The organism is Kribbella sp. NPDC056951 (assembly GCF_042674205.1).
GTDB classification, from domain to species: domain Bacteria; phylum Actinomycetota; class Actinomycetes; order Propionibacteriales; family Kribbellaceae; genus Kribbella; species Kribbella yunnanensis.
On record NZ_JBHUQZ010000005.1, the window covers coordinates 121,632 to 144,594 of the forward strand.

Here is a 22,963-nt window from a genome sequence, read left to right on the forward strand (position 1 = left end):
GCCGTTCGAATCGGGGCGGGAGAGTCCGGGCTCACCATGACCCGGCGCCGAAGGAGCAAATCTCCCCAGAATCTCTCAGGCCCACTGACCGTTCCGATGAGGCGAACTCTGGAAAGCCGGGGTCCCCACGGGGAGATCCCGCACCCACGGTGCAAACCGCCCATCCGGCGGTGAAGCTCTCAGGTACAGATGACAGAGCGGGGAGGTCACCCAGCAGTGGCACCGCAGATGCGGTGCCTGACCGAGGGAGCCTCCCAGACTCATGACACGCGCGACTCCATTGCAGGCTGAGCATCAGCAGCTCGGTGCATCCTTCACTGATTTCGCCGGCTGGAACATGCCGGTTCGCTACACCTCCGATATCGCTGAGCACACGGCTGTCCGGACCACGGCCGGGCTGTTCGACCTGTCGCACATGGGCGAGCTCGAGGTGATCGGCGCCTGCGCCGCCCGGGCACTCGACCACAGCCTGGTCGGGCGGCCGTCGAAGATCGGTATCGGCCGGGCGCGGTACTCGATGTTGTGCGCCGAGGACGGCGGCATCATCGACGACCTGGTCGTCTACCGGCTGGCCGAGGACCACTTCCTGATCGTGGCCAACGCGAGCAACACCGACGTCGTCCGCGACGAGCTCAAGCAGCGGATCGCCGGATTCTCCACCGAACTCCGGGACACCACCGAGGACTGGGCGCTGATCGCGGTTCAGGGGCCGGTCGCCGGACAGATCGTGGGCGAGCTGTCGGACGCTGACCTGGACGACCTCAAGTACTACGCGATCACCGAAACCACGCTTGCCGGAAGCAACATCCTGCTCGCGCGCACCGGGTACACCGGTGAGGACGGTTTCGAGATCTACTGCCGCCCGGCCGAGGCTCCGCAGATCTGGGCCGAGCTGCTGCGGGTCGGAGCGCCGTACGAGCTGAAGCCGTGCGGTTTGGCCTGCCGGGACACTCTGCGGCTGGAAGCCGGAATGCCGTTGTACGGCAACGAACTCAGCCGCGAGCTGACGCCGTTCGAGGCTGGGCTCGGGCGGGTCGTTGCGTTCGGCAAGGAAGAGGACTTCGTCGGTCGCGAGGCACTCGCCCGCCGTCGCGACGAGGGCGCCCAGCGGGTGCTCGTCGGGCTGACCTCATCCGGCCGCCGCTCACCGCGCAGCGGGTACGCCGTACTGGATCCGGCCACCGGCCGTGAGATCGGCACCGTGACGAGCGGCGCGCCGTCGCCGACGCTCGGTCACCCCATTGCCATGGCCTATGTCGACAGCGCCTTCGAGGAGCCGGACACCCGCCTGCAGGTCGACATCCGCGGCACCCACGACGACGTACTCGTCGTCCCCCTCCCCTTCTACCGCCGCCAGGAGTCCTGATGTCTGTTCCTTCTGAACTGAACTACACCGAAGACCACGAGTGGGTCGCTCTGGATGGCGACCTCGCGACCGTCGGCATCACCGCCTTCGCAGGTGAGGCCCTAGGTGACGTCGTGTACGTCGATTTGCCGGCCGTCGGCAGCACCATCCTGACCGGTGACGCCTGTGGCGAGATCGAGTCGACCAAGTCGGTGAGCGACCTGTTCGCGCCGGTCGACGGCGAGGTCGTCGAACTCAACGAGGCGGTCGTCGCCGATCCCAGTCTGCTGAACACCGATCCGTACCAGGCCGGCTGGCTGTTGCGGATCAAGGTCAGCGGGCCCACCAAGCTGCTGGACGCCGCGGCCTACGAGGCACTGATCGGAGGTGAGTGAGATGAGCACTCTCGATCAGAGTCTGGCCGAGTTCGACCCCGAGATCCACGCAGCGGTGAAGGCCGAGCTCGGGCGTCAGCGCGACACCCTCGAACTCATCGCCAGCGAGAACTTCGCCCCGCTCGCGGTGATGGAGGCGCAGGGTTCCGTCCTCACCAACAAGTACGCCGAGGGCTACCCCGGCCGGCGGTATTACGGCGGCTGCGAGCATGTCGATGTGGTCGAGCAGCTGGCGATCGACCGGGTGAAGGCGCTGTTCGGTGCCGGCTTCGCCAACGTTCAGCCGCACTCCGGCGCCCAGGCGAACGCGGCCGCCATGTTCGCGCTGCTCGATCCGGGTGACACGATCCTCGGTCTCGATCTCGCCCACGGCGGTCACCTCACCCACGGCATGCGCCTCAACTTCAGCGGCAAGCTGTACGACGTCGTCGCGTACCACGTCCGTGACACCGACTTCGTGGTCGACATGGCCGAGGTCGAGCGACTCGCCCTCGAGCACCGGCCGAAGCTGATCGTGGCGGGCTGGTCGGCGTACCCGCTGCACCTCGACTTCGCCGAGTTCCGGCGGATCGCGGATCTGGTCGGCGCGTATCTGATGGTCGACATGGCGCATTTCGCCGGTTTGGTTGCCGCGGGGCTGCACCCGAACCCGGTCCCGCACGCCGACGTCGTCACCACGACGACCCACAAGACCCTCGGCGGTCCGCGGGGTGGTGTCATCCTCACCAACCGCGCCGACCTGGCGAAGAAGTTCAACTCTGCGGTCTTCCCCGGGCAGCAGGGCGGTCCGCTGGAACACGTGATCGCGGCCAAGGCGGTCGGCTTCAAGCTGGCGGCATCCGACGAGTTCCGCGACCGGCAACGCCGTACCCTCGAGGGCGCGCAGGCGATCGCCTCGCGATTGTCGGCCGATGACGTCCGCGACGCCGGGATCTCGGTGCTCACCGGCGGTACCCAGGTGCACCTGGTGCTAGTCGATCTGCGGAACTCCGAGCTCGACGGGCAGCAGGCCGAAGACCGGTTGCACACGGTCGGCCTCACCGTGAACCGGAACGCCGTACCGTTCGACCCGCGGCCGCCGATGGTCTCCTCCGGGCTGCGCATCGGTACGCCGGCCCTCGCCGCTCGCGGTTTCGGTCCGGCCGAGTTCGCGGAGGTCGCGGACATCATCGCGACCACGCTCGTGCATCACGCCGACGAGTCCGTGCTCGAAGGTCTGCGCGATCGGGTCGGACTACTCACAACGAAGTTCCCGCTGTACCCGGAGCTCTGACTCCCCCGCCGTAACGAAAACTCGGCTCCGCTTCGGTGCTTCATGCAACGGTTCGATCCAGCTCGGGCGTTATTGCCTACATAGGGTCCTGACCGGAAATACCGGAGCGGCCGGGGGCTGGGGTGGCTGGGGTGGGCGGACACAAGGGTGAGCTGCGCCGAAAACTGGGCAACACCGTCGCGTTGGTCGCGGTCTGTGCGCTGATCTGTGGGATCGCGTTCACGGGAGCGATTGTCCTGTTGATGCCAAGTGAGAAAGGACATATCGCTCCGGTCGGCACCACGCGGCCGACTGCCCCGGTCAGCCAACCGGTCGCCGCACCGGTCCCGGCCGCGCCTCGAACCACACCGGCGACCAAGGGTTACACGTGTCCTGGTTACAGCGGTCTGCAGCAGAAGATCCCGCTGAAGATGGTGCTCGAGGACACGTTTGCGTGGGGCAACAACCCGCCGTACAAGGCTGGTAACGGGTCCGGTGACATCAAGTGGGAATCGAACCCGTACCAGGATCCGAGCTGGCACCTATGGCTGCACTCGCTGCGCTGGCTGGGCAATGGGATCGACTCCATGAAGGCCGGGAACGCCGCTGCGCGGACGCACACGCTCGCGATCATCCAGGACTGGGTGCGCGACAATCCCTTCCCTTGGAAGAGTGATGCGAGCGCATCTGAGTCGACGATGCATCGGACCAACGTGCTGATCTGCGCTCGGCAGGCGGTGCTCACCGGGCTGCACGCCAAGACGCTGCCGGCGCAGTACAAGTGGCTCGACGACGCGCTGCTCACGCACGCGCGGTACATGATCGACCACTGGAGCGGCAGCCGGAACCACGGCACCGACGAGAGCATCGCGCTGTTCGGCGTCGGCTGCACCTTCGGCCGTCAGGACCTGATGAAGAAGGCCATCGACCGGTTCAACACGGGCGTCGTACAGTCCATCGATTCCGAGGGCACGACCAACGAGCAGTCCGTCGGGTACGCCGGCTTCAACTATCGACTGTGGGGCCGGGCCGCCGAGGTCGTGCGGCGCTGCGGGCAGTCCCCGGGCCCGGCGATCGACGCCCGGCGGAAGCTGCTGGCGGACTGGATGGCGCTCGCCACCAAGCCGAACGGCGAGCTGTTCCAGATCGGCAACACGACTCGGGACAAGGTCCAGAGCGTTCCCGGTACGCCGTGGGAGTTCGTCGCGACCCAGGGCAAGTCGGGTCCGCGGCCGGATCGCCGTACTGGGATCTTCAAGGGCGGCTACATCTTCGGGCGAACCGGCTGGGGCGAGAAGCGGCCGTTCGGCGCGGAGTCGGCGTACAGCATCCGTTTCGGGCCGTCGAAGAAGTACCACGGGCACGACGACCACATGTCGATCAACTACAACTGGCACGGCCAGGATGTGCTGATCGATCCCGGGTACTACGGCTACAAGAAGGGTGACCTGCAGGCCTGGGCACCGAGCCAGGCCGCGCACAACGTGATGACGATCCCGACCGCCCAGGGCAGGCTGGTGCCGACGCGGCTGGTGGGGTCAGTCAGTACGGCGAACTCGGACTACTACGAATTGGCCGACGACCCGGCCGGGGGTGTGAGCCGTATCCGGGATGTCCTCATCCTGAAGGATCCGGATGTCGTTATCGCGCTGGATCGTGGCGAGTCGGGGAGCAACCAGCGGTACGAAACGCTGTGGCACCTGCCGCCTGGTCAGGCCGTGACCGTGCAGTCGCCGACCACCGCGGTGGCGACCGGCACGACGATGCAGACGCACCTCTTCCAGATCCCGTTCGGGGCGCCAACCGGTACGACGACTGTCGAGCAGGGGAAGTCGAACCCGGCCCAGGGCTGGTACCTCCCGGACATCTTCAACGCGAAGCCCGCGCCGGTCGTCAAGTTCACCCAGACCGGTCAGAACGCGCGCATCCTATCCGTGATCGCGCCCTCCGCGAACGGCGAGAAGGTCACCTACAGCACCCGCTCCGCCGGCACCAACTTCTTCGTCGAACTCTCCATCGGCGCGAAGAAGGTCACCGTCAAGATCACCCCGGACGGCCGCCTCACCCGCATGAACTGACGTGCTTCGGTCGCTCCCGAAGCCGGGTTGAGACCACCGTCGAATCCTTTGAGTGGCACATCCTCATCAGATCGACTGGGGCCATGAGTAGCCGCGATTTCTGATTCCGTCCGCACCCGAGTTCAGGAGGCACCATGGCCGGCAAGGACCAGTAACCCGACCAGCCCGCATCCGCACAAGATCTGAGGAGGCGACATGGCCGGCAAGGAGCAGTAACTCAACCCAGGCCGCGCCACCGTGCAGGTGGCGCGGTCACCGGCCGACGGCGCGTTGTAGCTGAGCCTTGTTCATTTTCGAACGGCCCTTGACGCCCTTGTCCTTGGCCTCGTTGTAGAGCTGCGCCTTCGTCCGCCCACCGGACCCCTTGTGTGACCGCAGTCCACCGCGCCGCGCCGACGAAATGTCATGGGTGGAACTCCGGCTCGACTCCTTCGACTCGCCGGACCGGGCACGCTCCTTGTTCACCGTGCGCGCCGCGATCTCCTCCGCCACATCCTCGCTGCGACCGCTCTTCTTGAGCCCCGCCTTGATGTGTTTGTACTGCCGTTCCCGCTTCGGACTGGCTCCTGCCGGCATGATCCGACTCCTTTCGGCCGCCGCCCGGTACCCAAAAACTTCGTCAAGACAACTTTGCGGCGTCAACTTCCCGTCCCGATCTCACGTCATGAAGTCGAACGGGGTGCGTCTCACCTTCGAAGGAAGGCGGCCGAGCGAGCGGATGAGGTGTTACAGATGAGCCACGACGGTGGTGGATCGGTGGAGCAGGTGGGTGACATCTGCCGGTTCGCGTGGGCCGTTGGCGGGCAGGCGCACGTCTGCCGCCAGGGCAACGGCCACGCAGTGCCGCACAAATGCGGGTACTGCGGACTCGAGCACCACCCCGGATCGGACAACGTGCACTGACTGTCGGAGGCACCCTCTAGAGTCAGCGCCCATGAGCGAACCTGCGCGCGTGGCCGGATTGGTCTGGAACGACGGCCTCCCGCAGCTGGAGTGGTCCGCCGCCACCCCGCGAACCCCGCTCCGGCTGGGCGACGAGATCGCCTTCGCCACCGGGCAAGACCGCCAGTGCATCGGCATCTGGCGCAACGGCAAACGCCTCGGCTGCCCGACCAGGACCCCGCTCGCCGCCACCGTCCACGGGCCGCTCTGTCCGGAATGCCAGACGATGGACCGGTCCTACTCGATCGCCGCTGACACCAGCCTCGACGACCCCCGCGAGTTCGCCGTCTACCTCGCCCACCACGGCAGCCGCGTCAAGATCGGCATCACCGCCGCCGACCGCGGCCAAGCCCGCCTCCTCGAGCAGGGCGCCCTCAGCTCCGCCTTCCTGTCGAGCGGAACCCTGGCCGCGGCCCGCCGCGTCGAGCGACTCTTCACCTCCGCCTTCGGCGTCACCGACCGAGTCACCTCCCCCACCAAGCGCACCGCCCGCCTGGACCCGCCCACCAGTCTTGAACGCGCCGACGACCTCCAAACGCTCGCCAAGAACGTCACCACCCTCGACTGGCCGGCCGGCCAAACCCTCCGCCGACTGGACGTCATCGACCACACCCCGACGTACGGCCTCCCCGCGAACGGCATCCAGCCCGCTCACACGCTGACCGCACTCACGCCGTACGCCGTCATCGCTGGCCGCATCACCTGCCAGATCGCCCGCGACCTCTACCTCGAAACCCCCGAAGGCCTCGTCCTGGCCGACACTCAACTCCTCTCCGGCTGGCCCCTCACCCCAGCCGACCCCGGCAGCCCCTTCACCGCCCCCACCGAACCAATCGCCGCGCCCGTGTTACCGCAGGACGCCCTGTTCTAGCGCCTCCGGCAGCGGCTCCGAGTGCACGAGATGCAGCCGACTCACGGCTCGCGTCAGTACGACGTACAGGCGTTGTAGGCCTCGGGGTTCCGCGGCGACGATGCGGGCGGGCTCGGCCACGACGACTGTGTCGAACTCGAGGCCCTTGGCGAGGGTTGCGGGGACGCAGACGAGGCGGGTCGCCTCCATTGAGTCCTCCGAGTCGCCCAGCAGGCCGGCCTCCAGGCCGGCGCCTACCAGCTCGGCCTGGAGTGCGCCGATCTGGTCATCGGCGGCGATCAACGCCACCGAACCTTCACCGGCCAGCGCGGTGCGGCAGGACTCGACCACGGCGTCGGCGAGCGACTCCTCCGCGGTTCGTACAACGGCCAAGGCGTCCGCCACCGTTCGGACGCCCGTCGGTACGCCGAGGGTCGGGGCGATGACCGGCAGCAGCCGGGCCGCGAACTTGATGATTTGTTCGGGCACCCGGAAGCCTCGATCCAGCTCGACCACCCGGCCGTCCGACTTGTCCAGGTGGCTGAGGACGCGGTCCCATGCTCCGGCCGCCCACGGGGTGGTCGCCTGGGCGACGTCTCCGAGCACCGTGGCCGAGCCGGTGCGGCAGCGGCGGCCGAGGGCGCGCAACTGCATCGCCGACAGGTCCTGCGCCTCGTCCAGCACCAGATGCCCGAGGGAACCGGACCGCCGCTCGATCAAGTCGTCCAGCTCGTCCAGCAACACCGCATCGGCCGACGACCACTTCGCCGACTTCCACGACCGCGCCGGCTTGGCCCACAGCAGGGCAGCCTGCTCATCGGCCGTCAGATCGTCGCCCGCGACCTCGGCCAGGAACTCGGCATCGGACAGCATCCGATGCAACACCTGCTCCGGGACCAGCTTCGGCCACACCGAATTCACCAGTGCCTGCACCGGCTTCGACCGCGCCACCGCGTTCTGCACGCGGTCGTCCGGCGAGTCACCCCGCTGTTCCATCAACACGAGTACGGCGTGGGCGAGCCGCTGCGCGAGCGCATTGCGACCAGCGGCGTACCCGGTCGATCCGCGCAGCGCGGCGACGATCTCCTGCGCCTCGTAGTCGTGCACCCGGAACCGCTGTGCGCCCTTGCTGTACAGGATCCCCTCGGCCGGCGTACCGACGAAGGACCACAAGGCCCGGACCAGTACGGCGGACATCCGCTCGTTGCCCTTGATCCGCGCGGTCTCCGGACCGTCGGTCGCGTCGGTTGGGTGCGTGATCAGCTCCTCGATGGTGATCTGCCGGACGTCGACCTCGCCCAGCGCAGGGAGGACCTTGCGGATGTAGGCCAGGAACGAGCGGTTCGGTCCGACGATCACCACACCGCCGCGCCGGAGCCGCTCGCGTTCGGTGTAGAGCAGGTAGGCGACGCGGTGCAGACCGACCGCGGTCTTCCCGGTCCCGGGCGCGCCCTGGACACAGATCGACGGGTTCAGCGGCGCCCGGACCAGGTCGTCCTGCTCCGGCTGGATGGTGGCGACGATGTCGCGCATCGGCCCGGTACGCGGCCGCTCGATCTCGGCCCGCAGGAAGGCGTCACCCTGATCGTGTGCCTCCGGCCCGAGCATCGGCTCGTCCTCGAAGCCGGTCAGCTCCGCACTGTCGGAGAACCCGTACCGCCGACGCAGCAGCACTCGCTGCCGATCGCTGTGCGTGGCCCGGTAGAACGGCACCGAGACCGGCGCCCGCCAGTCGATGACCATCGGCTCACCACTGCCGTCGTGCACATGCCGGCGGCCGATGTAGATCCGGTCGATCCCGTCGATCGTCCCGTGCTCGTAGTCGAGCCGGCCGAAGAACAGCGGTACGTCGGGAAGGTCGACCAGCGCGAGGGTCCGCTGCTCGTGTGCGCGCTGGTTCGCTTCGTTGGTGAACCGCTCGTCGTTGTCCTCACCCCCGATGACGGGAATGTCGCGGACCAGTACATCGGCGTACATCCGGGCCAGCGCGGCCTTGGATTCGGCGAGCACCGCACGCTCGGAATCGAGCTCTTGCATCGAAGATTGCCTCGTTTCAGTGAAGGAGAACGGACAGATCGACGGGCGACCACCAAGGGTCCCGCCCCGGAAGATGTCCGGTTCGATTCGATCCTTCACTCAGTGCTACAAGTCACCCGAAAAGGCAGACGGGCGACATTACCAGCCGTCCCCAGGCGCTGCCACCGAATTAATTCAGCAGTCCCTCGCGGTGCGCGATCGCCGATGCCTCGGTCCGCGACGCGGCCCCCAACTTCCGCAGGACCCGGGCCACATGGGTCGCCACGGTGTTCCCAGACACGAAGAGCTTCCGCGCGATCTCGGCATTCGACAGCCCCTGCGCCAGCACCTGCAGCACCTCGAGCTCCCGAGCCGTCAGCCCGAACGCTCGCACCGGCCGCGGATCCGCCCCGAGCCCGATCCGGTCCGCCAGTACGCCGATCCGCGCGAGCAGCGGTTCCGCGCCCAGCTCGGCCGCGACCACCCGAGCCTCTGCCAGGGTCTCCCGGGCGATCCGTTCGTTGCGCTCGGCAAGTTCTGACCGGCCCAACTCGGTCAGCGCGACCGCGAGTTCGTACCGATCGCCGGCCTGCCGCCAGGCCGTGACCGCACGTCGCCAGGCCTCCGCGGTCGGGCGTTCGAACGCCTCGGCCGAGGACATCACGGCGGCCGGGACGTCCCTTCGGTACGCCTCGGGCGTGACGAGCTTCCGCGCGGCGGGCAGGGCGCTGTGCAGACCCGTCTGCGCCACCGCGAGCACGAACCAGCTGGCTTCGTACCCACTCCAGATCGAGCAGGCCATGCCCTGGTCGATCAGGTGCGGTATCGCCTGGTCGTTGCCCTGCAGCGTCGCCATGGTCATCCGGATGATCAGCATCATGGCCACGAACGGCTGGCGGTCATCGTGCCCTACTTCGTCGAGCAGGCGGTTGGCATGCTCGAAGCGGCCCTGCCGGACAGCGATCAGCGCTGCCACGAAGTGCAGGGCGGCCACGTAGCGCAGTGGTGGTGCGTCCGCCAGCGCGTCGTCGACGACATCGAGCGCCTCGTCCCAGCGGCCCAGGCGGAACAACGCGTACGCGCGATTCTGGGCGAGCATGCTGCCGCGGGACCGGGCCAGGCCCCAGCCTTCGGCCAACTGCCGGCCACGGGTGGTGACCTGCACCGCCGCTTCGAACCGGGCGTCCTGCACCAGTGCGATGGTGCTCCACTGGATCGCCGTCAGACACAGTGAATGATCGCCCGCGCGCAGCGCCAGCTCTTCGCAGTCGGTGTACAGCGCGAGCGCGGAGTCGCCATCCCACAAGGCGTCGTCGACATAGGCGGCCGGCAGCAGAGCAGCAGCCCGGAGCCCGTCGTCGTCGAGCTGATCGGCCAGCTCGTAGGCTTCGGCCGCGAGCACCCCAGCGCGTCCCGTGTCCTCCGCGATGCACAGCAAGAAGGCCAACCAGGCCAGCAGCCGGCTGCGCAACAGGTCGTCTGCGCCGGGCGGCACGAGCGCGACCGCTCGCTCCAGACTCTCCACCCCGGACAGCCCCAGACGGTTCTGCAACAGGGCCTGCAGTCCGAGGAACCGCGCCGCCCGAGTCGGCTCGTCGGCTATGTCCATGGCGGCCAGCGCCTCCTGCGATCGCCGTACGCCCCACTCGGCCTTCCCAGCCGAGTAGGCAGCCTCGACCCCGGCGGCCAGCACATCCACCCGGTTGACGCCCGTCAGCGTTTCCGGGCTCTCGACCTCCGGCCACAGCGTCAGCGCCTTCTCGAGCAGGTTCAGCTGATCGTCGTACGCGAACTGCCGCCCAGCGACCGCAGCTGCTCGCCAAGCCGCGATCAGCGCGCGCTCCAACTCGCCTGCGGCCTGCCAGTGCTCAGCCAGCGCAGCAGCCTGGTAGTCGCCGTCGGTGTCCCGACTGTCGATAGCGGTCGCATAGCGGCGATGCAGACGACGACGTTCGCCCGGCAGCAGCGCGCCGTACACGGCCTCCCTGATCAGGTCATGCCGTACGGCGTACACCGTGTCCCGTACGACGACCTGGTGCCGCTCGACCAGCTCGTGCAGCGCCTCGTCACTCGGCCGCTCGAGAACGTCAGCCAGGATCACGTCGGGCACCTCGGCCCCGGCCACCGCGATCGCCGCCAGCAGGTGCCGCGCATCCGGCGACAGGTCCGCAACCCGGTCGAGCAACAGGTCAGTCAACCCACCACCAGCGGCGGAGCCGCTCGACTTCAAAGCCTCGACGAACAACGGGTTCCCGTCACTGCGCCGATGGATCTCACTCGCCACGACCGGATCGACCGGCCGTCCTTCGATCGCGGTCAGCAGCGCCGCCACCTCACGCCGCTCGAGCGCCACGAGCTCGATCCGTACGACGTCCGCGCGCCGACCCAGCTCGCCCAGCAACTGCCGGGTCGGGTGACCGGGTGTGAGTTCGCCGGACCGAATCGTGCCGACCAGCAGGACCGGGCGGTCGGCCAGGTTCCGCGCGAGGTAAGCGAAGAGCTCGCGGCTCGACATGTCCGCCCACTGCAGGTCCTCGATCACCAGCACCACCGGCTGATCCCGTGCCGCCCGGTCGAGCAACGTCAGGACCTCTTCGAACAGCCGCACCTGCCCGCCATCGGCCCGGGTCAGCCCAAGTTCCGGCCACCAGTCGGCGAGCGCCGTACCGTCCGCCGGCAGTTCCGCCCGCAACCGCTCCGGACCCCAAGCCCGGCGCAGCTCCCGCATCACCGCGACGAACGGCAACCACGGCGTCCCACCGGACCCCAGCTCAAGACAACCGCCGCGCAACACCAGCGGCTCAGCCGTCAGTCGGCCGGTCGCCGTCGACACCAGCCGGGACTTGCCGATACCAGCCTCGCCGGTGACGAGCACCGTGGTCGATTCACCAGCCCGAACCTGGCCGTACGCCGCCTCGATCGCCGCCAGCTCGGCCGTCCGGCCGACCAGGACGGGACTGATGACAGGCGACGGCATGAGCCCATATTGGCATCACCGGGGAGCGCGGCAGCGAAGTCACCAGTTCTGGTGACGACCCGGGCCGGTGTCGACACCGAGAGTTGAGACATCAGCCCTTGCAGGAAAGGAACCGAGATGACCAACCCTCGTCGTACCGTCGTCGGAAACATTTCGCTGTCGCTGGACGGCCGGGTCAACGGCCCCGGCGGCGACTTCGACATGAGCTGGATCGTGCCGCACGCGGCCACCCCGGTGACGCTCGACCACATGATCCGGGTCACCGCCCCGGCCACGACTGTGCTGCTCGGCCGCAAGAACTACCAGGGCTTCGGCGGCTACTGGCCGACCGTCGCCGATGACGAGAGCGCGCCGGAGCAGAGCCGGCAGTTCTCCCGCTGGCTCAACGCGGTCGAGAAGGTCGTCTTCTCCAGCACGCTCGAGCACGCCGGCTGGCAGAACAGCTGGATCACCGCCAGCGACCCGGCCGCCGCGGTCAAGGAGCTCCGCGGCCAGCCCGGCGGCGACATCATCGTGCTCGCCAGCGCCAGCGTGATCCGCGCTCTGCTGGCGGCCGACGAACTCGACCGCCTCTCGATCACCCTCTGCCCGGAACTCGTCGGCGGCGGCACGCCGCTCTTCGACACCACCCTGGTCCCCGGCTCGTGGACCCTGGTTGACAGCACGCCCGGCGAGAGCGGAACCCTCTGCCTCCTCTACGACCGCCAGCGCAGCTGAGAAAGGAACCTCCCATGGGCACCGTGCAGGCACAGGCGAACATGTCGCTCGACGGCTACGTCGCCAAGCAGGACAACTCCATCGGCCGGTTGTTCGACTGGCTCCAGAACGGCGAGGTCGCCGTCCCGACCCCGGCCGGCGATTTCACTCTCCACGTCAGCCCGACGAGTGCGGAGCACCTGCGCCGGTGGGTGTCGTCTCTCGGCGCTCTGGTCTGTGGCCGAACGCTGTTCGACGTGGCTCACGGCTGGCAGGGGCGGCACACCTTGGACGTCCCCGTCGTCGTGGTGACCCACCGGGTGCCGACGGACTGGATCGAGGCCCACCCGGACGCACCGTTCTTCTTCGTGACCGACGGTGTGGAGGCTGCGATCGCCCAGGCGCAGAAGCTCGCCGGGGACCGGATCGTCTCGGTCACCGGCGGGACCATCGCCCGGCAGTGCCTGGACCTGGGGCTGCTCGACGAAGTGGCCGTCGACCTGGTGCCCGTGGTGATGGGCGCCGGAAACCGGCCGTTCTTCGGCGAAGTCTCCGCCGAGGTCCTGCTCGGTAACCCGACGACCTGCATCCAGGGCGACCAGGTCACCCACCTCGTGTTCCCGGTTCAGCGGTAGGCGCGGGCTTGTAGCTCGAACAGTTCCGCGTACCGGCCGCCCGCCGCGACGAGCTCCTCGTGGGTGCCGACCTCCTCGATCCGTCCCTCGTGCAGGACCACGATCAGGTCGGCCATCCGCACGGTCGAGAAGCGGTGCGAGACCAGCACGGTGATCCCGCCGGTCTCGGTGCCCGCGATCCGCGCCGCTTCGGCGTACTGCTCGAACAGCCGGTGCTCGGCCTCCGGGTCGAGCGCGGCTGTCGGCTCGTCGAGCAGCAACAGCAGCGGTCTCTCCCGCATGAACGCCCGCGCCAGCGCGAGTCGTTGCCACTGGCCACCGGACAGCTCGGCACCGCCCTCGAACTTCTTCCCCAGCTGGTTGTCCAAGCCCTTCGGCAGCCCGGCGATCACCGACTCGGCATCACCCCGTACGACGGCCGCCCGGATCGCGTCCTCGTCGTCGAGCCGGGTGAGGTCGCCGATCCCGACCACCTCGCGAGCCAGGAACTCGAACTTCACGAAGTCCTGGAACCCGGCCGACATCCGCAACCGCCAGTCCTCCGGATCGACCTCGGGCAGCGGTACCCCGTCGATCCGGATCTGCCCGGTGGTCGGGTCGTACATCCGCGCCAGCAACTTCACCAGCGTGGTCTTGCCTGCACCGTTCTCCCCCACCAGCGCGACCGCCGACCCGGCCGGAATCTTCAGCGTCACCTCGCTCAACACGGGCGATTCGCCGCCGGGATAGGCGAATCCGACGTTCTGCAGCTCGATTCCCGAGCCGAGCTTGGCCGGGGCGGGCGTCGTACTCGATCGCCAGGAGTTGTCCTTCGCGTACTCCCGCAGCCAGTCGTAACGACTGAAGCTCCGGACCACTTCACCAACCCAGTAGATGTTCTGCGCGATCCCGCCGGTCATCTGATCGACCTGCGGCGCCAACAACAGCACCAGTACGACGTCGCCCGCCGACGCCTGGCCGTTGCGGGCCCGCGAGATCACCCAGACGATCGCCGCGGCATAGGCCAGCGCGAACCCGAGCCGCACCGCGCCGTCGACCTTCCCACTCCATTTCACCGCCGCGACCTGCAGCTTGAACCGCTCGGCCTGCAACGCCGAGATCCGCTCGATCAAGATCTTGCCCAACCCGAACACCCGCAGCTCGAGGGCGGTCCGCGGATCCTTGGCGACCTCGATCAGCCGATCCGCCAACCGCTCGTGCGGTAGCGAGTCCTCGTAGGCCTTCTCCTCCCGCATGCTCCCCTTGTACGCCGACCAGATCCGCGACGTACCGAGTAGTGGCAGCAGCAACAGCAGTGGGTGCACCGAGCCCAGCAAGGTGAGCACCGTGACCGTGTTCGTCACTGTGCCGAACACCCACAGCAGCACCTCGGAGCCGACGCCCATCCGCCAGGCCCGCTCCCGCACCAGCTCCAGCCGATCGGCCACATCGGGCCGCTCATGATGGGTCAGCCCAGGGATGCCGGTCGTCACGTCCAGCAGGTCGGCATGCACCTTCCCGGCCATCCGCTCCTGCGCTGTCTCCTGTACCGGCCAGCCGACCACGTCGGCGAGGAACGAGACGGCCAGACCACCGACGATGATCGCCACGCCGAGCGCGATCGTGTTCGACCGGTCTCCGCTGAGGCCATCGACCAGCAGGCTGATGCCATAGGTCTGAGCCGGCGCCGTCACCGCCCGCGCCGCGACCAGCACGGTCGAGATCGCCATCAGCACCGGCGCCGCCCGGAACGACGTCGTCAGCCACAGCCGGCCGATCCGCAGGCTACGCATCGGTCACGTACCTCTCGGCCTGCAACCGGAACATCTTGGCGTAGGTCCCCTCTGCCGCGAGCAGCTGCTCATGCGTTCCGTCTTCGGTGATGTGTCCGTCGGCGAGCACACAGATCCGGTCCGCGTTCCGCACGACGGAGAACCGGTGCGAGATGATCAGCGACGCCACTCCGGAGGTCAGCTCGAGATACCGCTCCACCAGCTCGATCTCGGCCCGCACATCCAGCGCGGCCGCCGGCTCATCCAGGACGAGCACTCCGGCACCCGCATGGACCGCGAACAACGCCCGCGCGAGCGCAACGCGCTGCCACTCGCCACCGGACAGATCGACACCGCCGTCAAACGCCTTGTCCAGCACGGTTTCCCAGCCTTTAGGCAGCCCGCCGACCACGTCCTCGATACCGGACTCCCGTGCCGCCTTCGCCAGCGCCGCCTGGTCACCGGCCCGCTCGACCGCGCCGAACTCCACGTTGTCCGTCACCGGCAGCGGGAAGCGCAGGAAGTCCTGCACGATGGCCGCGATCCGCCGCTGCCACGCGCCTAGGTCGAGCTCTGCCAGATCGACCCCGTCGATGAGGATCCGCCCGCTCGTCGGCCGGTACGCCCCACCGAGCAGCTTCACCAGCGTCGACTTCCCGGCGCCGTTGATCCCGACCAGCGCCAACGCCTCCCGCGCGTGGATCGTCAGGTCGAGATCCCGGAGCACGTAGTTGTCCGAGCCTGGGTAGTGGAAGCTCACCTTCTCGAACCGGATTTCACGCGCCGGCATCGTCTCTGTTCTGTGCTGCGTCGTGACTACCGGCTCGGGGTGCCGGGTGGCGATCGTTTCCGGCAGCGCCACCATCGCCCGGTACGCCGACAATCCGCGCCGCATCTGGACGACGCCGTACCCGCTGCCGGAGACGCCGATCGCCAAGATCGCCGGCACTGCGGTCGCGACCTGGGTCAGCGGGAGGTCACCGGCCAATGCGGCGCGACCGACGAGCAGGATCGCGAAGCCGTCCGCGGCCAGCCGGACAAGGCCCATCGCGATCGACCAGACGACGTTCTTGCCGCGTTTGGCCCAGACGGCCCGGAACCCGGCTGTCCACTCGTGGACGTAGCGGTGCACCACCCACTGATGGAGGCCGAAGACCCGCAGCTCCTTCGGGGCATCCTTCATACCGAGGTCGAAGACGTAGTTGGCACGGCGCTGCTCCTCCGTGTTGCCCCACCACATGTCGATCTCGCCCTCGATCATCCGGCCCTGGTGCCACTCCAGCAGCAACGTCACCGCGACCAGCATCGCGGCGACCAGCCAGGAGAACATCAGCCCGACGATCACGGCGGACCCGATCATGGTGACGCGGGCCGCGAGCAGCCACGGCAGTTGCGACATGCCTTGGGAGAGGTGAAAGCCGCCCTTGCCCTTCGCCCGTTCCTGGACGTCGAGGACTTCACCGTCCTCGAGGTGCTCGATCCGCTGCGGCCGCAACAGCGGCTCGGTGATCCCGATCCCGATCTCGCGGACGACCGCCGCCTCGAGCAGCGTCGCCGTGACGCGGTGCATCGCCGGCGCCAGACTCTCGAGCACGAACACGACCAGCATCGCCGCCAGCAGCCACCCGAAGGCCCACAGCGACATCGCCCCGGCCGACCCTGCGACCACCCCCGGTACGGCGCCGACCACCTGCCCGGTGAGCAGCGTGACCGCCATCCCGAGCACCGATCCGAGCACGGTCAGCCCCACCGTCAACGCCGTACTCCCCGGCGCGACGCGCATCCCGTATCTCAGCAGAGTCAGCACTCGACAGACGGTAACCGGCCGCGCCGACACTCGGCACTATTTTTTTGGCAACTTGAATAACTCGGCCCGACGCATCTCGAGCAGGTCGGCGAGCTTGATCGACTCGCCATCACGTCCACCTTGACCGACCACCAACGGCGGATCGGACGGCAACACCCGTACGCCGGTCACTCGCGCGGCCAGGCTCGCGGTCGTCCCAAGAATGTAGAAGTTGGCCTCGGTGTCGACGCCGACCGAGCGGTTCTTCCGCAGATACCACCCGCTGATCCCGGTGCGATAGCTCGTGCCGGACCCGATGACCTGCGCCCGCAACGCCTCAGCCGCCACACCACGGTCCTGCAGTTCGCGCACGAACGCGATCAGCAGCTCACGCGCCTGCGCCGACTCCGCGGCCTTCCGCCGTTCCAGCGCCGCTGCTTGCTCGACGGACGCCTCGCGACGCCGTTCGCGCCAACTCGTCTGGTCCTCCACAGCTTCAAACTACTGGAACGGCAGCCCGTATCCTCAGGGGGTGAGTCAGGACAAAGCCGATGGCGGCCGGATGGGCGACTCCTCTTTGCTGCGCAAGCTGAACCTGGCGGCGGCTCTGGATGCCTTCCTCCAAGCGGAGTCCCTGACTCCGCGCGACCTACGAGCCGTCGTCGGCGTCTCGCGCCCGACCGCCGAGGACCTGCTCGCCAGTCTGATCGCAGACGGCCGCGTCGAGGAGACCGCGGCACCGCGGCAGCCGGCCTCCACCACTCGTTCCGCCGGGCGTCCGGCTCGCCACTTCCGCTTCCGCGCCGAGTCCGGTTACGTGAGTGGCATCGACATCGGCGCACACAAGGCGATGGCCGTCGTCACCGACCTCCGCGGCAACACCCTCGCGACCCAGCGCGTCGAACTGGACCCCGGGCTGGACGCAACCGCCCGCATCAAGATCGCCATCGACGTCACCCGCGCGACCTGGCAAGAGGCGCGCCTCGATCCTCACGAAATCACCGGCGCCGCTTGCGGAGTGACCGGTGCTCTCCGGGCTGGAGAGGGCGTGCACGACGTACGCAAGGGCCCGATCGGTGCCGGACTGGCGGTCTACTCGCTGCCCGGATTCCCCGACGTCGATGTGGCCGCCGAGCTGTCGACAGGACTCGGCGTACCGGTTGCTGTGGCGAACGACGTGAAGCTCGCCGCGCTCGCCGAGCACTGGAAGGGTGCGGCCCAGGGACATCGCGACATGGTCTATATGTTCGCCGGCCACCGCGCCGGCGCCGGCGTCTTGATCAACGGGCAGGTCCATCAGGGCTTTCACGGCGCCGCTGGCGAGATCGGTACCTGGCCGGCACTCGGCTGGGAGGCCGCGGTCGATCAGTTGCACGCTCGCGGTGCCCAGCTCGCCACCGAAGCCGGCCTGCCGTCAGGCCGTGAGGGCGAATTGGTTATCGCCTCGGCAGCACTTCAGGACCCCGAGAGTCTGCGCGTGCTGATCGAATTCGCGGAGGTGCTGGCCCGCGGCGCCGCTGTCCTGGCGCTGGCCGTCGACCCCGAGGTAGTAGTCCTCGGCGGCGGCATGTCGCGCGGCGGCGCGATCATCGCCGAACCCTTCCGTCGCGAACTGGCCCGCCTGGCCCTGGTCCCGATCGAGGTGATCACGTCGACCATGGGCGCCGACTCCGTCGCGCTAGGCGCAGCCCGGATGGCGCTCGACACAGTCCTGGCCGACCTCCTCGCCGTACCAGGCGCCTAGCCGACCAGTGCGGCACCCAGTCGACGGATGACCGCCGCGTCCTTCGGGTCGCCGGTGCCCACATACTCGGTGATGGCTCCGCCGACCACAGGTCCAACGGCCCGCAACAACTCAACCAGTCGGTCGGGCGTTACCCCACCTGCCACCGGATAGCTCACCGAGTCGAAGTGCTCCGGATCCAGAACATCCAGGTCGAGATGCACATAGACCGGTCCGCTGATCCCGTCGACCGCGCGCTCCAACTCCGGTACGCCGTACAGGCGCACTCCCCTGCTTTCGACGTACTCCCGCTCCCCCGGCTCATAAGCGCGCACCCCCACCAGAATCACCTGCTCCGGCTTGAGTCGATGCTCCGGCACCAACGCCGCCGCGCCATCCCCGAGCAACGTCGCCACCACCATCCCGTGGAACGACCCCGACGGCAGCGTCTCCGGCCGGTTCACATCCGGATGAGCATCAAGCCACAACACCGTCAGCTCATCCCCGTACCGCTCCCGCGCCGCCGCGATCGGCGCCAGGTCGACCCCACAATCCCCGCCAACCGTCACCACCGGCCCATCGCCAACAGCCAGCGCCTCCCGCACCAACCCAACGTTCTCCACCAGAACGTCAAGCGCCTTCACACCCTCGCCAAACACACCACCGTCTCCCCGCACCGGCACCACCACCCGCTCCCCCGGCACAAACCCACCCGCCCACCGAGCCCCCTCCACCAACCCCAAAGCCTTAGGCGAACTAGACCCCTGCCACTGCCCAACCTCCAGCACCGTCACCATCCCGGCATCAAAACACGCCAGGGGTCACTCGCCGGTTCGGTCAGCTTCGGTGGTGAAGGCTGCTCGGGGTTGCTGGACTGACGCCAGGGACACGATGTCGCGGCCGTAGACGGCGGCGGCCAGCCAGACTGCGAGGACGCGGACCTTGCGGTCCCAGGTCGGTACGGCGAGGACGTGGTAGCCGCGGTGCATCAGCCAGGCCAGTGGGCCCTTCACCACAATGCGGCGGAACTGGAAGACGCCAGTACCGAGCCCGAGTGTCGCCACCGCGCCCAGTGTGTGGTGCAGGTACTTCTTCGGCTCTCGGCCGCGCAGGTTCGCGAGCAGGTTCTTCGCGAGCAACTTCCCCTGCCGTACGGCGTTCTGTGCGTTCGGAACCGTCAAGGAGCCCGGTACGGCGAGGTCCGGGATCGCGGCGTCGTCACCGGCGGCCCAGGCGTCCGGCACGATCTCGTCGTCGGTTCCGACGCGAAGGTCGGGGCGGGTCTGGATCAGGCCGCGCGCGGTGACCGGGAGGTCGGTGTGACCGCGCACCAACCGGGTGGCGGCGTTACCGGCTGTCCAGACGATCAGCTCCGCGTCGAACTCGGACCCATCGGACAGAACGACGTGACCGTCGACGGCGGACGTCACCGTGGTCTCCAGGTGCAGGTGACCGCCCCGGCCCTCGAGCAGTCGGCGGACCCACGCACGTGGACCGTCGGTCACCTCGGGCAGCATTCGCTGGGTCGCCTCGACCAGGTGGAAGGACAGGTCGTCGCGGCTCAGTCCGGGGTAGGACTTGAGCAGGCTGTTGGCCAGCGAGAGCAGTTCGCCGAAACTCTCGACCCCGTTGAAGCCCGCGCCGACGAAGACCACGGTCAGCAGGCGGCGCCGTACCGGGCCCGGGGGTAGGACGGATGCCTCGTCGAAGGCGGTGAGCAGCCGGTCGCGAACCGCGACGGCCTCCTCGACATGCTTCATCCCGATCGCGTGGTCCGCGATGCCGGGGAGGTCGAAGGTGCGGGTGATCGCACCGGCGGTAACCGCGATCACGTCGTACCCGAGCTCGAAGTCCTCGCCGTTGACGGGGTGGATGGTGACAGTACGGCGGGCGTGCTCGACCCTCGTCACCGAACCGGCGATGATCCGGGTCCGGCGCAGGTTGCGGCGCAACGAGATCGCGGCGTGCCGGGCCTCGACCGAACCGGACAGCACCTCGGGCAGGAAGGGCTGGTAGGTCATGTACGGCCGCGGATCGATGAGTATCACTTCGGCCTCGCCGCGGCGGAGCTTCTTCTCCAGCTTCCAGGCCGTGTAGAAGCCGGCATAGCCACCTCCGACGACCACGATTCTGCGCACCGCTGTTCTCCGTTCTCTCACCAGCTATGACAGCGTCGAGGGCCTCATTGTGACAACTCACACCCCCGATGTGACTGCGGTTACCCGTCGGCGAGTCACAGATCCGGAATCTGCGTGGTCAAGTGGTTAGTAGAGCCGATGAGCCTGAGGAGAGAACCGTCAATGACGATGGCCGAGCAGCAGATCGCAACCTCCGTCCTGGTGATCGGAACCGGCGGTGGCGGCCTCCGGGCCGCGATCGAGCTGGCCGAACGCGGTGTCGAAGTCCTTGCCCTGGGCAAGCGCCCACGGAACGACGCGCACACTTCGCTGGCGGCGGGCGGGATCAACGCCGCGCTGGCCACGATGGATCCCGAGGACACCTGGCAGCAGCACGCCGCCGACACCCTCCAGGAGAGCTACCTGCTCGCGAACCCGGACACGGTCCGGATCGTCGCCGAGGGTGCGGCGCAAGGCATCGCCGATCTGGAGCGCTACGGGATGCCGTTCGCGCGCGAGGCCGATGGGCGGATCTCACAGCGGTTCTTCGGCGCGCACACCTACCGCCGGACGGCGTTCGCGGGCGACTACACGGGCCTGGAAATCCAGCGCACACTGGTGAATCGCGCGGTCCAGCTCGGCGTACCGATCCTCGACAACGTCTACGTGACGCGGATCCTGGTCCGGGACAACACGGTCTTCGGCGCATACGGATTCGATCTCGACACCGGTAAGCGCTATGTCATCCACGCCGACGCCGTGATCCTCGCGGCCGGTGGGCACACCCGGATCTGGCGGCGGACGTCGTCGCGCCGCGATGAGAACACCGGCGACTCGTTCCGCCTCGCGGTCACGGCCGGCGGACGGATCCGCGACCCCGAGCTCGTCCAGTTCCACCCGTCCGGTTTGCTCGAGCCCGAGAACGCGGCCGGGACGCTGGTGTCCGAGGCCGCCCGTGGCGAGGGCGGTCAGCTCCGGAACGCGCTCGGAGAGCGCTTCATGGCCCGGTACGACGCCGAGCGGATGGAGCTGTCGACCCGCGACCGGGTGGCGCTGGCGGCGTACACGGAGATCAAGGAAGGCCGCGGTACGCCGAAGGGTGGGGTCTGGCTCGATGTCTCCCACCTGCCGCGCGAGACGATCATGCAGCGCCTGCCGCGGGTCTACCAGACCCTGCTCGAACTGCAGATGCTCGACATCACCCAGCAGCCGATCGAGATCGCGCCGACCGCGCACTACTCGATGGGCGGCGTGTGGGTGCGCGCCGAGGACCACTCGACCGGCGTCGACGGTCTGTACGCGCTCGGCGAGGCAGCCAGCGGTCTGCACGGCGCGAACCGGCTCGGTGGGAACTCGTTGATCGAGCTCCTGGTGTTCGGGCGGATCGTCGGTGAGGAGGCGGCGAAGTACTCGGTCAATCGCGAGTCCCAGCAGCGGTCTGCCGAGATTGTCGGTGAGGCGCGGGCCGAGGTGGACGGGCTGCTCGCGGCCGACGGACCGGAGAACGTGCGGGCACTGCAGAGAGCGCTCCGCGACACTCTCACCGCCCGCGCCGGCGTCGTCCGCGACGAGGCCGGTCTGCTGGCCGGGATCGCTGAGCTCGGCGAGATCGAGGCGCGTACGGCGCAGATCGGCGTCCACCCCGATATCGCGGGGTTCCAGGACCTGGCGCACGCCTTCGACCTCAAGTCGTCGGCGCTCGCCGCGCGCGCCACGCTCGACGCCGCGCTGGAACGGCGGGAGTCGCGCGGGTGCCACAACCGTTCCGACTACCCCGACCTCGACGAGTCGCTGCAGGTCAACCTCGTCTGGTCCGGTCCCGGCGAGATCACGAGAGAGCGCATCCCCGCGATCCCGGCCGAGATCCGCGCCCTGATGCGCGACGACATCTCCACCGAGGGCAAGCTCGTCGAGTGATCACCCGCGCGGGGTGAGCCGGACGACCGGGTACTTCCGGTCCGACTTCTCCTGGTACTTCGCGAACCGTGGCTGGGCCTCGACCACCGAGGCCCAGGCCGCGTCGTACGACGATCCGGTCAGCCGCTCAGGTGTCACCGGCAGGACGCCGCGACCGGGCAGTTCGATCGTCGCCGCCGCCGGGTTGGCCAGCAGATTCGCGAACCAGCCGGGGTGCTGACTCCCACCGCCGGACGCGATCAGCAACCACGAATCCGGTCCATCGGCGAACCAGGCGAGCGGGTTCTCCCGGGGCAGGCCGGTACGGCGTCCGACCGTGGTCAGGATCAGCAGATCCATCCCCATCATGGTGGCGCGACCGCGGCGGATCTTGCGGGTGGCCCGGTCGTTCATCTTCCGCTGGAACCAGCGAGAGAGCGCTCCCGGCGTTCCCGGCCTGCGTTCTTGGGTGCTCGTTTTCTCCATAGCTGGAACGCTAGATTC

Annotated in this window: 19 protein-coding genes and 1 riboswitch; of the genes, 10 read left to right on the top strand and 9 right to left on the bottom strand. The window is 68.4% G+C overall.

All coding sequences use genetic code 11. The features are described from left to right. Positions 1 to 6: 6 nt before the first annotated feature. Positions 7 to 101: riboswitch (glycine riboswitch) on the top strand. A gap of 161 nt (positions 102 to 262) precedes the next feature. The 4 genes from gcvT to ACFTSF_RS21435 all read left to right on the top strand — a co-directional run bounded on the left by gcvT (position 263) and on the right by ACFTSF_RS21435 (position 5,070). Next, positions 263 to 1,366 carry a glycine cleavage system aminomethyltransferase GcvT gene (gcvT, locus tag ACFTSF_RS21420; protein WP_380155419.1) on the top strand — a complete coding sequence of 368 codons (1,104 nt, stop codon included), beginning with the start codon at positions 263 to 265 and terminating at the stop codon, positions 1,364 to 1,366. Then, positions 1,366 to 1,740, top strand: a complete 375-nt coding sequence (gene gcvH / locus ACFTSF_RS21425; RefSeq protein ID WP_380155420.1) for a glycine cleavage system protein GcvH — start codon at positions 1,366 to 1,368, stop codon at positions 1,738 to 1,740. The genes gcvT and gcvH overlap by 1 nt, the downstream gene beginning before the upstream one ends. 1 nt (position 1,741) lies before the next feature. After that, positions 1,742 to 3,013 carry a serine hydroxymethyltransferase gene (gene glyA, locus ACFTSF_RS21430; RefSeq protein ID WP_380155422.1) on the top strand — a complete coding sequence of 424 codons (1,272 nt, stop codon included), beginning with the start codon at positions 1,742 to 1,744 and terminating at the stop codon, positions 3,011 to 3,013. 131 nt (positions 3,014 to 3,144) lie between these two features. Further along, positions 3,145 to 5,070, top strand: a complete 1,926-nt coding sequence (locus ACFTSF_RS21435) for a heparinase II/III family protein (protein WP_380155423.1) — start codon at positions 3,145 to 3,147, stop codon at positions 5,068 to 5,070. Positions 5,071 to 5,322: 252 nt separating this feature from the next. On the opposite strand, the gene ACFTSF_RS21440 is transcribed toward ACFTSF_RS21435, so the two are convergent. Next, the gene (locus tag ACFTSF_RS21440) at positions 5,323 to 5,646 is read right to left on the bottom strand and encodes a plasmid stabilization protein (RefSeq protein WP_380155424.1); all 324 of its coding nucleotides are present in this window, start codon (positions 5,644 to 5,646) and stop codon (positions 5,323 to 5,325) included. Between the two features lie 156 nt (positions 5,647 to 5,802). Here ACFTSF_RS21440 and ACFTSF_RS21445 point away from each other — a divergent pair, with 156 nt between their 5' ends. Further along, complete coding sequence (locus tag ACFTSF_RS21445; protein WP_344145738.1) at positions 5,803 to 5,973, top strand: hypothetical protein; 171 nt, start codon at positions 5,803 to 5,805, stop codon at positions 5,971 to 5,973. Positions 5,974 to 6,004: 31 nt separating this feature from the next. Beyond that, positions 6,005 to 6,883 carry a DUF2797 domain-containing protein gene (locus ACFTSF_RS21450; protein ID WP_380155425.1) on the top strand — a complete coding sequence of 293 codons (879 nt, stop codon included), beginning with the start codon at positions 6,005 to 6,007 and terminating at the stop codon, positions 6,881 to 6,883. Here ACFTSF_RS21450 and ACFTSF_RS21455 read toward each other — a convergent pair. Continuing rightward, positions 6,860 to 8,899: a HelD family protein gene (locus ACFTSF_RS21455; RefSeq protein WP_380155426.1), complete on the bottom strand. Its 2,040-nt coding sequence runs from the start codon at positions 8,897 to 8,899 to the stop codon at positions 6,860 to 6,862. The two genes, ACFTSF_RS21450 and ACFTSF_RS21455, sit on opposite strands and share 24 nt — an antisense overlap. 169 nt (positions 8,900 to 9,068) lie before the next feature. After that, positions 9,069 to 11,855 carry an ATP-binding protein gene (locus ACFTSF_RS21460; RefSeq protein WP_380155427.1) on the bottom strand — a complete coding sequence of 929 codons (2,787 nt, stop codon included), beginning with the start codon at positions 11,853 to 11,855 and terminating at the stop codon, positions 9,069 to 9,071. 117 nt (positions 11,856 to 11,972) lie between these two features. On the opposite strand from ACFTSF_RS21460, the gene ACFTSF_RS21465 reads away from it, so the two are divergent. Together ACFTSF_RS21465 and ACFTSF_RS21470 are read left to right on the top strand one after the other, a co-directional pair. Continuing rightward, entirely contained in the window at positions 11,973 to 12,572 is a 600-nt protein-coding gene (locus ACFTSF_RS21465) for a dihydrofolate reductase family protein (RefSeq protein WP_380155428.1), read from the top strand. 14 nt (positions 12,573 to 12,586) lie between these two features. Next, the gene (locus ACFTSF_RS21470; RefSeq protein WP_380155429.1) at positions 12,587 to 13,186 is read left to right on the top strand and encodes a dihydrofolate reductase family protein; all 600 of its coding nucleotides are present in this window, start codon (positions 12,587 to 12,589) and stop codon (positions 13,184 to 13,186) included. Here ACFTSF_RS21470 and ACFTSF_RS21475 read toward each other — a convergent pair. The 3 genes from ACFTSF_RS21475 to ACFTSF_RS21485 are packed head-to-tail and all read right to left on the bottom strand — an operon-like array spanning position 13,177 to position 17,215. Continuing rightward, on the bottom strand, positions 13,177 to 14,958 hold the full coding sequence (locus tag ACFTSF_RS21475; RefSeq protein WP_380155430.1) for an ABC transporter ATP-binding protein: 1,782 nt from the start codon (positions 14,956 to 14,958) through the stop codon (positions 13,177 to 13,179). The genes ACFTSF_RS21470 and ACFTSF_RS21475 overlap by 10 nt on opposite strands. Beyond that, on the bottom strand, positions 14,951 to 16,744 hold the full coding sequence (locus ACFTSF_RS21480) for an ABC transporter ATP-binding protein (RefSeq protein WP_380155431.1): 1,794 nt from the start codon (positions 16,742 to 16,744) through the stop codon (positions 14,951 to 14,953). The genes ACFTSF_RS21475 and ACFTSF_RS21480 overlap by 8 nt, the downstream gene beginning before the upstream one ends. 36 nt (positions 16,745 to 16,780) lie before the next feature. Beyond that, a complete protein-coding gene (locus ACFTSF_RS21485; protein WP_380155432.1) occupies positions 16,781 to 17,215 on the bottom strand; it encodes a hypothetical protein in 435 nt (144 codons plus the stop codon). Between the two features lie 40 nt (positions 17,216 to 17,255). On the opposite strand from ACFTSF_RS21485, the gene ACFTSF_RS21490 reads away from it, so the two are divergent. Beyond that, the gene (locus ACFTSF_RS21490; RefSeq protein ID WP_380155433.1) at positions 17,256 to 18,467 is read left to right on the top strand and encodes an ROK family protein; all 1,212 of its coding nucleotides are present in this window, start codon (positions 17,256 to 17,258) and stop codon (positions 18,465 to 18,467) included. Here the strand turns inward: ACFTSF_RS21490 and ACFTSF_RS21495 are convergent. Both ACFTSF_RS21495 and ACFTSF_RS21500 read right to left on the bottom strand, forming a co-directional pair. Continuing rightward, a complete protein-coding gene (locus ACFTSF_RS21495) occupies positions 18,464 to 19,243 on the bottom strand; it encodes an arginase family protein (RefSeq protein WP_380155435.1) in 780 nt (259 codons plus the stop codon). The genes ACFTSF_RS21490 and ACFTSF_RS21495 overlap by 4 nt on opposite strands. A 24-nt stretch (positions 19,244 to 19,267) precedes the next feature. Beyond that, complete coding sequence (locus ACFTSF_RS21500; protein WP_380155436.1) at positions 19,268 to 20,584, bottom strand: NAD(P)/FAD-dependent oxidoreductase; 1,317 nt, start codon at positions 20,582 to 20,584, stop codon at positions 19,268 to 19,270. Positions 20,585 to 20,746: 162 nt separating this feature from the next. Here ACFTSF_RS21500 and ACFTSF_RS21505 point away from each other — a divergent pair, with 162 nt between their 5' ends. Then, the gene (locus ACFTSF_RS21505) at positions 20,747 to 22,480 is read left to right on the top strand and encodes an L-aspartate oxidase (RefSeq protein WP_380155437.1); all 1,734 of its coding nucleotides are present in this window, start codon (positions 20,747 to 20,749) and stop codon (positions 22,478 to 22,480) included. Here the strand turns inward: ACFTSF_RS21505 and ACFTSF_RS21510 are convergent, their stop codons facing one another. After that, the gene (locus ACFTSF_RS21510; protein WP_380155439.1) at positions 22,481 to 22,945 is read right to left on the bottom strand and encodes a nitroreductase family deazaflavin-dependent oxidoreductase; all 465 of its coding nucleotides are present in this window, start codon (positions 22,943 to 22,945) and stop codon (positions 22,481 to 22,483) included. It lies immediately after the preceding gene. Between the last annotated feature and the right edge of the window lie 18 nt (positions 22,946 to 22,963).